Here is a 13,099-nt window from a genome sequence, read left to right as displayed (position 1 = left end):
GCGCCGCGTGGCCATCCGCCGGGTGGGTGTGGCGCCGACCGGCGGCGGCGATCGCGGATGGCATGATCGGGCCCATGTCTTCCGGCGTAGTGCGACCCGTCGGCGCGACCTACCGGCTGCAACTGGGGCCGTCCTTCACCTTCGACGACGCCGCCCGTCGCGTGCCCTACCTGGCGGATCTCGGCGTCACGCACCTCTACCTCTCCCCCGTCCTCGAGGCGGTGCGGGGCTCGACGCACGGCTACGACGTGACCGATCCGACGACGGTGCGCGCCGAGCTCGGCGGGCGCAGGGGCCTCGAGCGCCTCGCCGACACGGCCCACGTCGACGGTCTCGGGCTGGTGATCGACATCGTCCCGAACCACCTCGGCGTGCGCCGCCCCGAGCAGAATCCGTGGTGGTGGGACGTCCTGCGCAGCGGCCGGAAGTCCGCCTACGCGCACTACTTCGACATCGACTGGGACCCGCGGAACGGCGCGGGCGGCAAACTCGCCCTCCCCGTCCTCGGTTCCGAGGCCGACGCCGCGGCGATCGCCGTCGACCGGACCGGGCCGGAACCGGTGCTGCGCTACCACGACCACGTCTTCCCCATCGGCCGCGACGTGGGCGGCGGGGATGCCGAGCGGATCCACTTCGCGCAGCCCTACCGCCTGGTGCCGTGGGACTCGGGGGTCCGTGCGTACCGTCGGTTCTTCACCGTCGACGACCTGGCCGCGGTCCGCGTCGAGGATCCCGAGGTCTTCGCCGCGACGCACTCCGAGATCGGATCCTGGTTCGCCGACGGCATCGCCGACGGACTGCGCGTCGACCACCCCGACGGGCTCGCGGATCCGGTCGATTATCTGCGTCGACTGCGCGAGCTCACCGGCCCCGACGCGTGGATCGTCGTCGAGAAGATCCTCGAACCCCGGGAACCGCTCGAGCCCACGCTCCCGGTGGCCGGGACCACCGGCTACGACGCGCTCCGCGAGCTCGGCCACGCCCTCCTCGACCCGGCCGGCGAGGCGGGCCTCGGTGCGGTGCACGAGCGCTGGACCGGCGACGACGGCGGCGACGCCGCGCTGCAGGCCGCGCGCATCGACATCGCCGACGGGTTCGCCCGCGGCGACCTCGCGCCCGAACTGCGCAGGCTCGCGCGGGCCGCGCTGCGCGAGTCGACGCCGAAGTCCCTGGCCGGCCCGCCGCCGCAGGCGCTGATCGAGGCGGCGATCGTCCGCTGGGCGCAGGACACGCCGTTCTACCGCGACGATTACCCCGTGCTGGCGGAGACCGCGGCCCGGCTGCGCGCGGACGTCCGTACGCACGCGCAGGAGTGCGAGCGCGACGAGCCCGGCAGTGCGGACGCCTTCGACCTGCTCGCCGAGGCGCGCGACCAGGGCGCCGAGACCGCGGCGCGGTTCCCCCAGTTCACCGGCGCGCTCACGGCGAAGACCGTCGAGGACACGCTGTTCTACCGCACGGCGCGCCTGACCTCGCTGCAGGAGGTCGGCGGCGCACCGTCGGACTTCGGACCGAGCGACCCGCACCCGGCCCTCGCCCGCCGCGCCGCGGAGTGGCCCGCCGCGATGACCACCCTCTCGACGCACGACACCAAGCGCGGAGAGGACGTCCGTGCCCGGATCGGCGTGCTGAGCCAGTGTCCGAGCGACTGGTCGCCCGTCGTGGACCGGTGGATGCTCCTGCGTCCCTCGCTGCTCGACCCGGTGACGGGCCTGTTCCTGCTGCAGACCGCGTTCGGGGTCTGGCCGGAGGACGGCTCGATCACCGACGAGCTGCGGACGCGCCTGCACGGGTACGCCGAGAAGGCCATGCGCGAGGGCCGGATCGGTACGTCCTGGACCTCGCCCGACGGGGCCTTCGAGGCGGCCGGGCACGCCTTCCTCGACGCGCTGTTCGACGGTGCCGCCCTGACGGACCTCGTCGCCGAGTTGGCCCCGCACGGCCGGTCGGACGCGCTCGCGCAGAAGCTCCTGCAGCTCGCCGGGCCCGGCGTGCCGGACGTCTACCAGGGCACGGAGCGGTGGGACGACTCGCTGGTGGACCCGGACAACCGGCGGCCGGTCGACTGGGGCGCGGCGGACGACGGCCACCCCAAGCAGCGCCTCGTGCGGGCCGCGCTCCGGCTGCGTCGGGAGCGTGCGGGCAGCTTCTTCGGGGGCTCGTACGCGCCGGTGCTCGCGACCGGGCCGGCCGCCGAACACCTGCTGGGCTTCCACCGCGGCCCCTCGGACGGGCCGCCCGACGTGGCTGCGCTCGTGACGCGCCGCTCCCTGCGTCTCGACCGCGCCGGGGGCTGGCGCGACACGCGGGTCGATCTCGGCGACGGCGAGTGGACGGATCGCCTGACCGGGCACGTCGTCGCAGGTCCGACGCCACTCGCCGAGCTCTTCCTCGAACATCCTGTCGCCCTGCTGGTGCGCGAGTAGAAAACTTGTCAGTGGGTCCGCGCACACTCGGGGCATGAACAGCGAAACCCCGCGGCCGCTCACCACGGCACTCGTCCAGTCCGCCACTGCGCGCGCCGGCGTCAGCGGCAACCGCATCCGCGCCTCCTCGCTCGCACGGGTCGCCGAATCGCTGCGCGACCACGGCCTCCCGGTCGACCTGCTGCCCACCGGGCGGCTGGTCGTGGCCTCCGGCACGTCGCGCCTCACGGCGCAGACGCTGCCCGGCGGCGCCATCGAGGTGCGGGCGCTGCGCGAGGGCCGCAACTCCATCCTCGGGCTCCTGGAGGACGCGGAGGAGGTCGCACACCTGCTGATCCGCTGCGCCGACATGGCCTCGGCGTGGGAGCTCACGGCCGAGATCCACGACCGGCTGATCCTCGCCGGGGATCGCACAGTGCTCAGCGAGGTGCCGATGAGCGACACGCTGTACGTCCGCCTCGGCGAGCGCACCTTCGCCGAGATCTTCGCCGAGGACGGCAGCGCCTGCCTCGGCGCACCGGCGGTGGTCACGCTCACCACCCACGTCTGCACGCACTCGCTGGACGACGTGTGGCGGTTCCGGTCGCTCGATCAGCACGACTACCGCCCGATCGGGTGCATCACCGGCGGTCGGCACGAGACGGCGGAGTCGGCGCTCGCGGCGATCGAACTGCACCGCGCCCGGACCGCGGAGTGGGAGAGCCTGCACTGAGGCTATCGTTGCGAACCGATGCCCACCTCGCCCGTCGCCGCCGACTACGCCTTCGAGGTGTGGGCGCCTCGCCCCCGGCGGGTCCGGCTCTGGCTCGACGGTGCGGTCCACGCGATGCGCCGCGACGCCGACGACTGGTGGCGGGTCGCGGTCCCGGCGGCGCCCGGTGCGCGGTACGGCTACCTGCTCGATGACGACGAGACGGTGCTCCCCGATCCGCGCTCGCCCCGCCAGCCCGACGGGGTGCACGGTCCGTCGGCGCTGATCCCGGAGGTTGCGGCCCCGCAGTGGGCGGGGCGCGAGCTGCGCGGCGCCGTCGTCTACGAACTGCACATCGGCACCTTCACCCCCGAGGGCACGTTCGACGCGGCCATCGAGCGGCTCCCGTACCTGCAGGACCTCGGCGTGGGCTTCGTCCAGGTGATGCCGGTCAACGCCTTCAACGGCGAGCACGGCTGGGGCTACGACGGTGTCGGCTGGTTCGCGGTGCACGAACCCTACGGCGGGCCGGCAGGCCTCGAGCGCTTCGTCGCCGCGGCGCATCGCCTGGGTCTCGGTGTCCTGCTCGACGTGGTGCACAACCATCTGGGCCCGTCGGGCAACTACCTCGGGCGGTTCGGCCCCTACGAGACCGACGGCGCCAACACCTGGGGCCGCACCATCAACCTCTCGGGCACGGGCAGCGCGGAGGTCCGGCGCTTCGTGCTCGACGACATCGCGTGGTGGCTGCGCCGCTACGGCGTCGACGGGCTGCGGCTGGACGCGGTGCACGCCCTCGTCGACCACTCCGACCGGCACGTCCTCCAGGACGCCGCCGCGCTGGCCGCGGAGCTCTCCGCCGAGCTCGATCGCCCGCTCGCGCTGATCGCGGAATCGGACCTCAACGACCCGCGGCTGGTCACCTCCGCCGAGCTCGGGGGCTACGGCCTCGCGGCCCAGTGGAACGACGACGTGCACCATGCGATCCACACCATCGTCTCCGGGGAGCGGCAGGGCTACTACGCCGACTTCGGCAGTGCCGAGTGCCTCGCGACCGTCCTCACCGAGGGCTTCTTCCACGCCGGCACGTACAGCTCGTTCCGCGGCCGGGTCCACGGGGAGCGCATCGACCCCGCGTGCGTCGCACCGTCGCAGCTCCTCGCGTACACGTGCACGCACGATCAGGTGGGCAACCGCGCCCGCGGTGACCGGCCGTCGGCGTACCTCTCCCCCGGCCGGCTGGCCGTGAAGGCCGCGCTCGTGCTGTTCTCCCCGTTCACCCCCATGCTCTTCATGGGCGAGGAGTGGGGCGCGCGCACGCCGTTCCGCTTCTTCACCAGCCACCCGGAACCGGAGCTGGCCCGCGCCACCGCGGAGGGTCGCAAGGCGGAGTTCGCCGCGCACGGCTGGCCGCCGGGAGAAGTCCCGGACCCGCAGGATCCCGACACCTTCGCCGTCTCGCACCTGGACTGGTCCGAGCCCGCGCGACCGGAGCACGCACGGCTGCTCGAGGTGCACCGGGATCTCGTCGCGCTCCGCCGCGATCCCGCCCTCGCGGGCGACGACCTGCGGGCCGTCACCTGCGACCATCCGGGCGAGGCGACCTGGTTCGCCGTGCACCGGGGCGACCTGACGCTGATCGTGAACTTCGCCCCGGCACCGGTCGTGGNGNNGTTCGACGGCGCCCCGGAGCTGTGGTGGGAGGCACCGTCTGTCACGACCGGCGCGACGACCGTGCCCGGCTACTCCTTCGTCGTGCTGCGCCGCGGAATCTGACCACAATCCGCGGGCACTCTGTCGCTAAGCGGTTGCTTTGTGAGAACCTAACGCCTATGCGAATCGGATTGGGCATCAACTACACGGACGGGTTCAAGGCCACGGCCGACGAGGTCCTGGACCTGGAGCGGGCGGGGCTGGACATCGTCTTCGTCCCCGAGGCGTACTCGTTCGACGCGGTCAGCGCGCTGGGCTACCTCGCCGCGAAGACGGAACGCGTGCAGTTGGCGTCCGGCATCCTGCAGATCTACACCCGCACGCCCACGCTGACGGCGATGACCGCCGCGGGCCTCGACAACGTCTCCGACGGCCGGTTCATCCTCGGCCTCGGTGCCTCGGGCCCGCAGGTGATCGAGGGCTTCCACGGCGTGAAGTACGACGCGCCGATCGGTCGCACCCGCGAGATCATCGAGGTCTGCCGCAAGGTGTGGCGCCGTGAGCGACTCGAGCACCAGGGCAAGTACTACTCGATGCCCCTGACCGCCGAGCAGGGCGGCACCGGACTCGGCAAGCCGCTCAAGCTCATCAATCACCCGCTGCGCGCGGACATCCCGGTGCTGCTCGCCGCCCTCGGCCAGAAGAACGTGGCGCTGGCCGCCGAGGTCGCCAACGGCTGGCAGCCGATCTTCTTCCTGCCCGAGAAGGCCAAGGACGTCTGGGGCGACGCGGTCGCCGAGGGCAAGGCCAAGCGCGATCCCGCGCTGGGCGAGCTCGACGTCTACGCGGGCCCCGCGCTGGCCATCGGCGACAACGTCGATCACCTGCTCGGCTTCGTCAAGCCGCATCTTGCGCTGTACATCGGCGGCATGGGCGCCAAGGGCAAGAACTTCTACCACACCCTGGCCACCAACTACGGCTACGGCGCCGAGGCCGACCGGATCCAGGAGCTGTACCTGGCCGGCGACAAGGCGGCCGCCAGCGAGGCCGTGCCCGACGAGCTGGCCCGCAACGTCTCGCTCATCGGCCCCAAGGGCTTCGTCAAGGAGCGGATCGCCGCCTTCGAGGAGGCCGGGGCCACCGTGCTCAACGTCGCGCCGATCGCGGAGGACGCGGCCGGCCGGGTCAAGCAGGTCGAGCTGCTGCGCGAGCTCGTGTAGCGGTCGCCACAACGCCGACGGGGGCGGTCCGGGATGATTTCCGGGCCGCCCCCGGTTGTCTCTTCTGTGACCGAAGCACCGTTCCCGCGCCCTCGCCTGTCCCTGCTCGAGCTCGCCCCCGTCGTCGACGGTGCGTCCTTCGGCGACGCCCTCCGCGACACGATCGCGACCGCCCAGGAGGCCGAACGGCTTGGCTACGAGCGGGTCTGGGTCGCGGAGCACCACTCGATGCCGGGCATCGCCAGCTCCGCGCCGGCGGTGCTCATCGGCCAGATCGCGGCGGCGACCGAGTCGATCCGGGTGGGCTCGGGCGGCGTCATGCTGCCGAACCACCAGCCCCTCGTCGTGGCCGAGCAGTTCGGCACGCTCGACGCGCTGTTCCCCGACCGCATCGACCTCGGCATCGGCCGCGCGCCGGGCACCGACCAGCTCACTGCGCACGCGTTGCGCGGCGGCAAGGTGAGCGAATCCGTCGACGACTTCCCCCAGGCGCTCGCGCACCTGCGGGCCTTCCTCCGCGACGACTTCCCCGCCGACCATCCCTACGTCGCGATCACCGCGACGCCCGGCGTCGGCTCGAACCCGCAGATGTGGCTGCTCGGTTCCTCGACCTTCAGCGCCAAGCTCGCCGGCCTGCTGGGTCTGCCCTTCGCGTTCGCCCGGCACTTCGCGCCGCAGGCCACCCTGCCCGCGCTCGCCGAGTACCGCGAGACCTTCCGCCCGGGCGACCTCGACGCGCCCAACGCGATGCTGACGGTCACCGTCGTGGCCGCGGACACCGACGAGGAGGCGCAGCGCATCGCCGGTCCGGCGAAGGCGTCGATGTACCGGGTGCGCACCGGCAACCCCGGCCGGATGCTGACCTACGAGCAGGCCGCGGCCCAGCCGCTCACGCCCGAGCAGGAGCACGCGATCGCCCCGACCACGTCGGCGTGGATCGTCGGCTCGCAGGAGACGGTGCGCGCCGAGCTGTACGAACTGCTGGAGCGCACGCACCCGCAGGAGCTGATGATCTCCGGCATGATCCCCGGCCTCGCCGAGCGCAAGCACAGCCTCGAACTGATCAAGGGCGCCGTCGACCAGCTCGGCTGATCACACGGCGAGCGCGGCGGCGACGATCACCAGGGTGAGGATGATCGCGTTGAAGGTCAGGTGCGCCGCGGCGGCGGTGGCGATCGCCCTGCGCTGGACGTTAGGGCTCCGATCGATGGCCTCATCCGCCCGCCGCACCCAGTCCTGCCACCGCTCACCGGGCCCCGGCGCGACGAGAGTCGGCTCCGGGCTCGCCCGGGCCTCCGCACGGTGGGCGACCAGGTACACCGCGGCGTAGTAGCCGCCCGCAATGCTGATCGCGAAGCCCGCGGCGAGGGGCACACCGGCGAGGAGGCAGTGGAGGAACCCGAACGCCACCTGCCGCCCGACGCGCGCGCCCCAGGACTGATTCTCCAGTCCGGAGCGGAAGATCGACTCCTCCGCGAATGCGGCGATCGGCAGGATGAGCGCGAGCAGCAGCGGCACCGCGAGGGCGATCAGGCGCCACCCGATCCCCTCGTTGGACGTCTGCCCGAGGTAGACGTTGCCCACACCGCCGGCCAGACTCCACCACCCGATGCGCAGCACAGGCACCTGCCACAGCAGCTGTGTCAGGCCGATCACCACGGCGAGCGTGAGGAGCGCGCCCGGGAGCATCCACCAGCGCAGCGCGCGGAGGACGGACAGGTAGTCCTGCCGCCAGCGTGCGTCCTTGGCGCGCGACAGGTTCCACGCGATCAGCAGCAGTGAGACGGCGATGATGATCGCCGATACCCAGGTGGGCACGATCCGGTCCTCCTCCGCCCGGCGACGGTCGCCGGGACTCCCCGAGAACAGATGTAGCGGAGGGGTCCGACAGATTCCGCGCGCGGAGCGGGCGTCAGTCGGTCACGTCGCCGTTGAAGAGGACGCGGGTGGGGCGCACTCGCACGACGATCTCCTCGGGAACGGCGTTGCGCCGCCCGAACTCCGCGCCGCGCTCGGCGCCCATGTAGCGGACGCCGCAGGCGGTGCAGATCCGTAGCAGGTAGTCGGGATCGTCGACGAGCTCCGCCACGCCCTGCACCTGCGCGAAGGCGTACGGCGGCTCCTGCAGGTCGACGGAGACCGCGACCCGCGGGTCCTTCGCCAGCAGCCGCCCCTTCGGGGTGTCCCGCCCCGTCGCGAAGACGAGGGCACCGTCGTCCACGACGAACCAGACCGGCGTCGTCAACGGGCGGCCGTCGCCGGCGAGGTAGGCCAGGTGACCGGTCCGTGTTCCGGCGGAGAGGAAGTCGATCACCGCCGGGGTGAGGCTCTCGCTGATCTGCATGGGGTCGAGGCTACGTCTCCACCCGGATCTCCACCCGTCGGTCGATCCGCCGGGGGCCGGTTCACGGCAGAGTTCTGGTCATGAACACAGCGACCACCGCCGTCCTCGCCGTCCTCGCCATCGGCTGGATCTTCTACCGCCAGTTGCAGGCCCGCCCGCTCAAGGACAAGACCGCCCGCATCGCGCTCGTTCTCGCCGCCGTCGGCCTGTACCAGACGGTGCAGTACGTCTCGAGCGGCGGCGAGGTCGGCGCCGGCCACGTGGTCGCCGCGATCCTCGGACTGATCATCGCCGTCGCCCTCGCCTACCCGCGGGCGCTGACCACCAAGGTCTTCCCCGGCCCCGACGGCCGGTACCTGCGCCAGGGCACCGCGGCCACCATCGGCCTGTGGATCGTCGCGATCGCGCTGCACGTGGGCGTGGACGTCCTGGTGCCGATGGCGATGGGCGACCACACCGGCCGCGGCTTCGCCGGCGTCACGACGATGCTGTTCATCGGCATCACCCTGTTCGCGCAGAACTGGTTCCTCCAGCAGCGCGTCGCCGCGCACCGCGCGCAGCAGTCCGCGGTGCCGGTTGCCTGATCTCCCGTCAGTCGTGCTCCGGGCGGATGATCGCCTCGGCTCCGACGATCCCGTCCAGCAGTTCCGGCGCGATCGGCGCCCCCGCCCGGATCACGCTCAAGGTGCCACGCGACTCGAGGATGACGGCCGCGACCTCCGAGCGGTCCCGGATTCCGGCCTGCCGGAGTCCGGCGACCAGGTCGGAGTGGGAGACGTGGGTCTTCGCGAGCCGCTCCTCGAGGATCGCCGGGCCGGCCATGAGCAGGACCGGCCGGTTGGAGACCAGGCGCTCGCCGAACCGTGTGCGACGGACGAGGCCGAGCGCCGCCTGGATCACGATGAGGGTGACCAGGGCGACGACGCCGCTCGCGAGTCGCGGCACGTCGCCCAGTGCGGCGCGACCGATCAACGAGCCGAACGCGATGACCGCCACCAGGTCGAACGAGGACATGCTGGCCAGCACGCGCTGACCGAGGATGCGCACCACGATCAGCAGAGTCGCGTACATGCCGACCGTCGCCACGGCGACGCCCGCCGCCTCTCCGACGCTGATTCCCAGGTTATCGAGGATCACGGCTCTCCTCCGGTCGTCCGTCCGCGCGTCAGGTCAGGTAGCGGTACGCCGGCGAACCGGGCTCCAGCCGCTCGCAGTGCAGGCGCGAGGAGTCCATCCGCTCCAGCAGCGCACCGAGGTCGCCGGCACGGCCGAGCTCCACACCCACCAGCGCCTCCCCGGTGTCGCGGTTGTTGCGCTTGACGTACTCGAAGAGGGTGACGTCGTCGTCGGGGCCGAGCACCTCGTCGAGGAAGCGGCGCAACGCGCCGGGCTCCTGCGGGAAGGCGACGAGGAAGTAGTGCTTGAGCCCCTGGTGCACCAGGGACCGCTCGATCACCTCGTTGTAGCGCGAGACATCGTTGTTACCGCCCGAAAGCAGGCACACGACCGTCGCGCCCGGCTCGAACCGCAGCTGCGCGAGCGCGGCCACCGACAGCGCGCCCGCGGGCTCCGCGATGACGCCCTCGTTCTGGTACAGGTCCAGCATCGCGGTGCAGATGGCGCCCTCGTCCACCTCGATCACCCCCAGCTCCGCGGCCGCCACGTCGTGCACGGAGTGCGCGGGCCACACGGCCGCGCCCTCGGAGACGGCGACGTCGTAGCCGATGGAACCGATCTTCTTGACCGCGGCACCGTCGACGAAGGGGTCGATGGTCGGCAGGCCGATCGGTCCCCCGGCCTCGATGGCCCGTGCCAGCGACGGGGCGCCCGCGGGCTCGGCGCCGACGATCGTGGCCGATGCGGATTGCGAGCGCAGGTACCGGGTGACGCCCGCGAAGCAGCCGGCGCCGCCGACGGGCATCACGGTCACGTCGGGCACGACGCCGCCGAGCTGCTCGACGAGCTCGACGCCGATGGTGCCCTGCCCCGAGGTGGTGCGGGGGTCGTCGAAGGCGTGCACCCACGTGGCTCCCGTCGACGCGACGTCGTCCTGTGCGGCGGCCGCTGCGGCGTCGTAGGTCTCGCCGGTGGCGATCAGCTCGACGTACCGGCCGCCGTGCGCGCGGATGCGGTCGCGCTTCTGCTTCGGCGTGGTGGTCGGCACGTAGATGCGGCCGTGCACCTCCATCGCCCGGCACGCGAACGCCACGCCCTGCGCGTGGTTACCGGCCGAGGCCGCGACCACGCCGGCCGCCTTCTCCGCCTCGGTGAGCTGCGCCATCAGGTTGTAGGCGCCGCGGATCTTGTAGGAGCGGACCACCTGCAGGTCCTCGCGCTTGAGGTAGACCTTGGCACCGGTCAGCGCGGAGAGCCGCTCGCAGTGCTGCAGCGGACTCACCGACACCACCCCGGCCAGCCGCTCGCGGGCCTCGATGATCGAGTGCACCGTCAGGTCGGCGGCGGCACTGGACATCGATGGCGTAGACATGGGCGCCATTTTCCCACTCGCGCTGCGACGGGGCTCACCCCACCCACGGTCCGGCGGTCGGCGGCGGCGCTCCGGACCGTCGCCGCCGCACCGATCGCACCGTCTCGACCACGGCGTAGCCCACCGCGAGCCACGTCGTCAGGCCCGTCACGCCGCCCACCAGGAGGAAGATCAGGCCAGCCATCCAGAGGCCGGTGTCGTCGCGTGACGCCCACGCCGCCCACGGAATCGAGAAGCCGAGGACCGCGACCACGGGGATCACCGCCATCAGGGAGAGCCGTCGCAGGTACCAGAACGCCGCGGTGCAGGCGAGAACGATCACCGCGCCGCACGCGAGCACCTGCCACGGCCGGTACGGGCCTTGCGCGACACCGTCCACCTCGTAGTACTCCTGGTCCCACCCGAGGAAGGCGAACCAGGCGCCGGCCGACACGACGGCGAGTCCCACCAGCACTGACACGACGCGCATGCCGCCACTCTGCCATCATTGCCAGGTGTTCGACGGTGACCGCATGCGCTTCGGGTTCGCCGCCTCGGTCATCGGCCTGGCCCTCGCGGCGTTCACACTGCGGTGGAACGAGGACCTCCCGCTCGCGCCGATCCTGTACGCGGTGGTGTGCCTCGTCGTCGCCTCGCGGGCGCTCCCGGCGATCCGCCTCCCCGAGCGCGGGTGGATCGCGGTGGAGGCGGTCGGCGCCGTGGCGGGCGGCGTGCTCTTCGCGCTGCAACCGAATCCGGGCACGGGTGCCCTGCTGTACGTCTCGGCCGTCTACTACGGGGTCCGCTTCCCGCAGCGGGTCTCGATCCCGCTCGCGTCCCTCCTCGGCGGCACCGTCGCGCTCGGACTCGGTCTCCAGCGCTCGGGGGACTTCTGGATCGGCCTGACGATCGCGATCACCGTCTGGGCCGGCATCGCGCGACGCACCCGGCACGAGCGCACCCGGACCCTCGAACAACTCGTGGAGCAGACCCGGCTCACCGCGGATTCCGAAGCGCGCAGTAGCGCGCTCGCCGAGCGCGCCCGGATCGCCCGCGACCTGCACGACGTTCTCGCCCACACCCTCTCGGGCGCGGGAATGCAGCTCGAACTGGCCGACGCCCTCCTGGAGGCGGGCCGGCCCGACGACGCCCGCGCCGCCGTCCAGCGCGCCCGCGGCGCCATCGCCGACGGCGTCACCGAGGCGCGCGGGGCCGTCCACGCACTGCGGGAGGACACCGTCGACCTGCCCAGTGCCCTCGCCGCGCTCGTGGAGGGACCCGGCGAGGCCGTGGAGACCGAGCCCGTCGACCTGACGGACGCGCAGGCCCGGGCGGTCCTGCGGGTCACCCAGGAGGCCATCACGAACGCCCGACGGTACGCCGCGGGCGCGCCCGTCACGGCGCGCCTCTCCCCCGTACCCGACGGTGCCGAGCTCACCGTCGTCAACGGGCCCGGAGCCCTCACAGGAGCCCACGGCTCCGGCATGGGCCTGATCGGCATGCGCGAGCGCGCCGCCGAAGTCGGAGGCACGCTGCACGCCGGGCCCTCCGGCGACGGAGGATGGGCCGTGCGGCTGTACATCCCGACGAAGGAGCCTGCATGAACGACGTCCGAGTCGTCGTCGCCGACGACCAGGCGACGGTGCGCGACGCCCTGGCGGCCATGCTCGACCTCACACCGGGGATCGCCGTGGTGGGTGCCGCCGCCGACGGCGTGGAGGCCGTCGCCCTGGTGCGCGAGCACCGCCCCGACGTCCTGCTCACCGACCTGCGCATGCCGAACCTCGACGGTGCCGGGGCCACCGAGCGCGTCCTCGCGGACGTCCCCGAGACCGCCGTCGTGCTGCTCACCACCTTCGACGACGAGGAGTCGATCCTCCGCGGCCTGCAGGCCGGCGCGCGCGGCTACCTGACCAAGAACGCGGGGCGCGCGGAGATCGCCGCCGCGATCATGGCGGCCGCGGCGGGGCAGTCCGTGCTCGATCCGCAGGTGCAACAGCGACTGCTCGCATCCGCGACCGGAGGCGCCGGGAATCGGCCGGCACCGTCGGACCCGCCCGTCGCGCCGCCCGCCGACCTGACGCCCCGCGAGACAGAAGTGCTGCGGCTCATCGCCGACGGCCTGACCAACCGCGACATCGCTGCGCGGCTGTTCGTCAGCGAGTCGACGGTGAAGACGCACATCAACAATCTGTTCGCCAAGGCGCAGCTGCGGGACCGCGCGCACGCGGTGCGCTACGCGTTCGATTCCGGGATCGCGGCATCCGGTCAGGGCGATTGAAAACCTTCTTCTCTGCG

General features: G+C 72.5%; 13 protein-coding genes and 1 pseudogene. 9 read left to right on the top strand and 5 right to left on the bottom strand.

Features of this window, described 5'->3' with window-relative positions; all coding sequences use genetic code 11:
• Window positions 1–74 precede the first annotated feature (74 nt).
• The 6 genes and pseudogenes from treY (at window position 75) to ACNAYW_RS03490 (ending at window position 7,082) form a co-directional block, all read left to right on the top strand.
• Complete coding sequence (gene treY, locus ACNAYW_RS03515) at window positions 75–2,426, top strand: malto-oligosyltrehalose synthase (RefSeq protein WP_415848364.1); 2,352 nt, start codon at window positions 75–77, stop codon at window positions 2,424–2,426.
• 34 nt (window positions 2,427–2,460) lie between these two features.
• The gene (locus ACNAYW_RS03510) at window positions 2,461–3,138 is read left to right on the top strand and encodes a hypothetical protein (RefSeq protein WP_415848363.1); all 678 of its coding nucleotides are present in this window, start codon (window positions 2,461–2,463) and stop codon (window positions 3,136–3,138) included.
• Between the two features lie 18 nt (window positions 3,139–3,156).
• A pseudogene (gene treZ / locus ACNAYW_RS03505) lies at window positions 3,157–4,786 on the top strand (malto-oligosyltrehalose trehalohydrolase); the annotation flags it as partial.
• Between the two features lie 4 nt (window positions 4,787–4,790).
• On the top strand, window positions 4,791–4,893 hold a 103-nt coding region (locus tag ACNAYW_RS03500; RefSeq protein WP_415848521.1), incomplete at its 5' end, for a hypothetical protein.
• Between the two features lie 56 nt (window positions 4,894–4,949).
• On the top strand, window positions 4,950–5,990 hold the full coding sequence (locus ACNAYW_RS03495) for an LLM class F420-dependent oxidoreductase (RefSeq protein WP_415848362.1): 1,041 nt from the start codon (window positions 4,950–4,952) through the stop codon (window positions 5,988–5,990).
• Between the two features lie 66 nt (window positions 5,991–6,056).
• A complete protein-coding gene (locus tag ACNAYW_RS03490; protein WP_415848361.1) occupies window positions 6,057–7,082 on the top strand; it encodes an LLM class flavin-dependent oxidoreductase in 1,026 nt (341 codons plus the stop codon).
• Here ACNAYW_RS03490 and ACNAYW_RS03485 read toward each other — a convergent pair whose 3' ends face one another.
• Entirely contained in the window at window positions 7,083–7,808 is a 726-nt protein-coding gene (locus ACNAYW_RS03485) for a hypothetical protein (RefSeq protein WP_415848360.1), read from the bottom strand. It abuts the gene before it with no gap.
• Window positions 7,809–7,902: 94 nt separating this feature from the next.
• Window positions 7,903–8,334 carry a PPOX class F420-dependent oxidoreductase gene (locus ACNAYW_RS03480; protein WP_415848359.1) on the bottom strand — a complete coding sequence of 144 codons (432 nt, stop codon included), beginning with the start codon at window positions 8,332–8,334 and terminating at the stop codon, window positions 7,903–7,905.
• Window positions 8,335–8,414: 80 nt separating this feature from the next.
• Between ACNAYW_RS03480 and ACNAYW_RS03475 the strand changes: the two genes are divergently transcribed.
• Window positions 8,415–8,918, top strand: coding sequence for a hypothetical protein (locus tag ACNAYW_RS03475; protein WP_415848358.1), 504 nt, complete (start codon window positions 8,415–8,417; stop codon window positions 8,916–8,918).
• Between the two features lie 7 nt (window positions 8,919–8,925).
• Here the strand turns inward: ACNAYW_RS03475 and ACNAYW_RS03470 are convergent, their stop codons facing one another.
• Genes ACNAYW_RS03470 through ACNAYW_RS03460 form a run of 3 tightly spaced genes read right to left on the bottom strand, consistent with a single transcriptional unit; the run spans window position 8,926 to window position 11,291 of the window.
• Window positions 8,926–9,471 carry a DUF421 domain-containing protein gene (locus ACNAYW_RS03470; protein WP_415848357.1) on the bottom strand — a complete coding sequence of 182 codons (546 nt, stop codon included), beginning with the start codon at window positions 9,469–9,471 and terminating at the stop codon, window positions 8,926–8,928.
• A 28-nt stretch (window positions 9,472–9,499) separates the two neighbouring features.
• On the bottom strand, window positions 9,500–10,822 hold the full coding sequence (gene ilvA / locus ACNAYW_RS03465; protein ID WP_415848356.1) for a threonine ammonia-lyase IlvA: 1,323 nt from the start codon (window positions 10,820–10,822) through the stop codon (window positions 9,500–9,502).
• Window positions 10,823–10,856: 34 nt separating this feature from the next.
• Window positions 10,857–11,291, bottom strand: coding sequence for a hypothetical protein (locus ACNAYW_RS03460; RefSeq protein WP_415848355.1), 435 nt, complete (start codon window positions 11,289–11,291; stop codon window positions 10,857–10,859).
• Between the two features lie 25 nt (window positions 11,292–11,316).
• On the opposite strand from ACNAYW_RS03460, the gene ACNAYW_RS03455 reads away from it, so the two are divergent.
• Both ACNAYW_RS03455 and ACNAYW_RS03450 read left to right on the top strand, forming a co-directional pair.
• Window positions 11,317–12,405, top strand: a complete 1,089-nt coding sequence (locus ACNAYW_RS03455) for a sensor histidine kinase (protein WP_415848354.1) — start codon at window positions 11,317–11,319, stop codon at window positions 12,403–12,405.
• On the top strand, window positions 12,402–13,082 hold the full coding sequence (locus ACNAYW_RS03450; protein WP_415848353.1) for a response regulator transcription factor: 681 nt from the start codon (window positions 12,402–12,404) through the stop codon (window positions 13,080–13,082). The genes ACNAYW_RS03455 and ACNAYW_RS03450 overlap by 4 nt, the downstream gene beginning before the upstream one ends.
• Window positions 13,083–13,099: the final 17 nt, after the last annotated feature.

The organism is Tsukamurella ocularis, from assembly GCF_965138335.1.
In the GTDB taxonomy this organism is placed as follows: domain Bacteria; phylum Actinomycetota; class Actinomycetes; order Mycobacteriales; family Mycobacteriaceae; genus Tsukamurella; species Tsukamurella ocularis_A.
Note: the sequence above shows the minus strand (reverse complement) of the source record. Positions and strands in the feature narration are given on the sequence as shown.

Bases quoted from the DNA above. Each gene is read 5' to 3' on its own strand.
- treY (WP_415848364.1), top strand. From the start codon at position 75: ATGTCTTCCGGCGTAGTGCGACCCGTCGGCGCGACCTACCGGCTGCAA.
- ilvA (WP_415848356.1), bottom strand. From the start codon at position 10,822: ATGTCTACGCCATCGATGTCCAGTGCCGCCGCCGACCTGACGGTGCAC.
- ACNAYW_RS03475 (WP_415848358.1), top strand. From the start codon at position 8,415: ATGAACACAGCGACCACCGCCGTCCTCGCCGTCCTCGCCATCGGCTGG.
- ACNAYW_RS03450 (WP_415848353.1), top strand. From the start codon at position 12,402: ATGAACGACGTCCGAGTCGTCGTCGCCGACGACCAGGCGACGGTGCGC.
- ACNAYW_RS03495 (WP_415848362.1), top strand. From the start codon at position 4,950: ATGCGAATCGGATTGGGCATCAACTACACGGACGGGTTCAAGGCCACG.
- ACNAYW_RS03510 (WP_415848363.1), top strand. From the start codon at position 2,461: ATGAACAGCGAAACCCCGCGGCCGCTCACCACGGCACTCGTCCAGTCC.
- ACNAYW_RS03480 (WP_415848359.1), bottom strand. From the start codon at position 8,334: ATGCAGATCAGCGAGAGCCTCACCCCGGCGGTGATCGACTTCCTCTCC.
- ACNAYW_RS03460 (WP_415848355.1), bottom strand. From the start codon at position 11,291: ATGCGCGTCGTGTCAGTGCTGGTGGGACTCGCCGTCGTGTCGGCCGGC.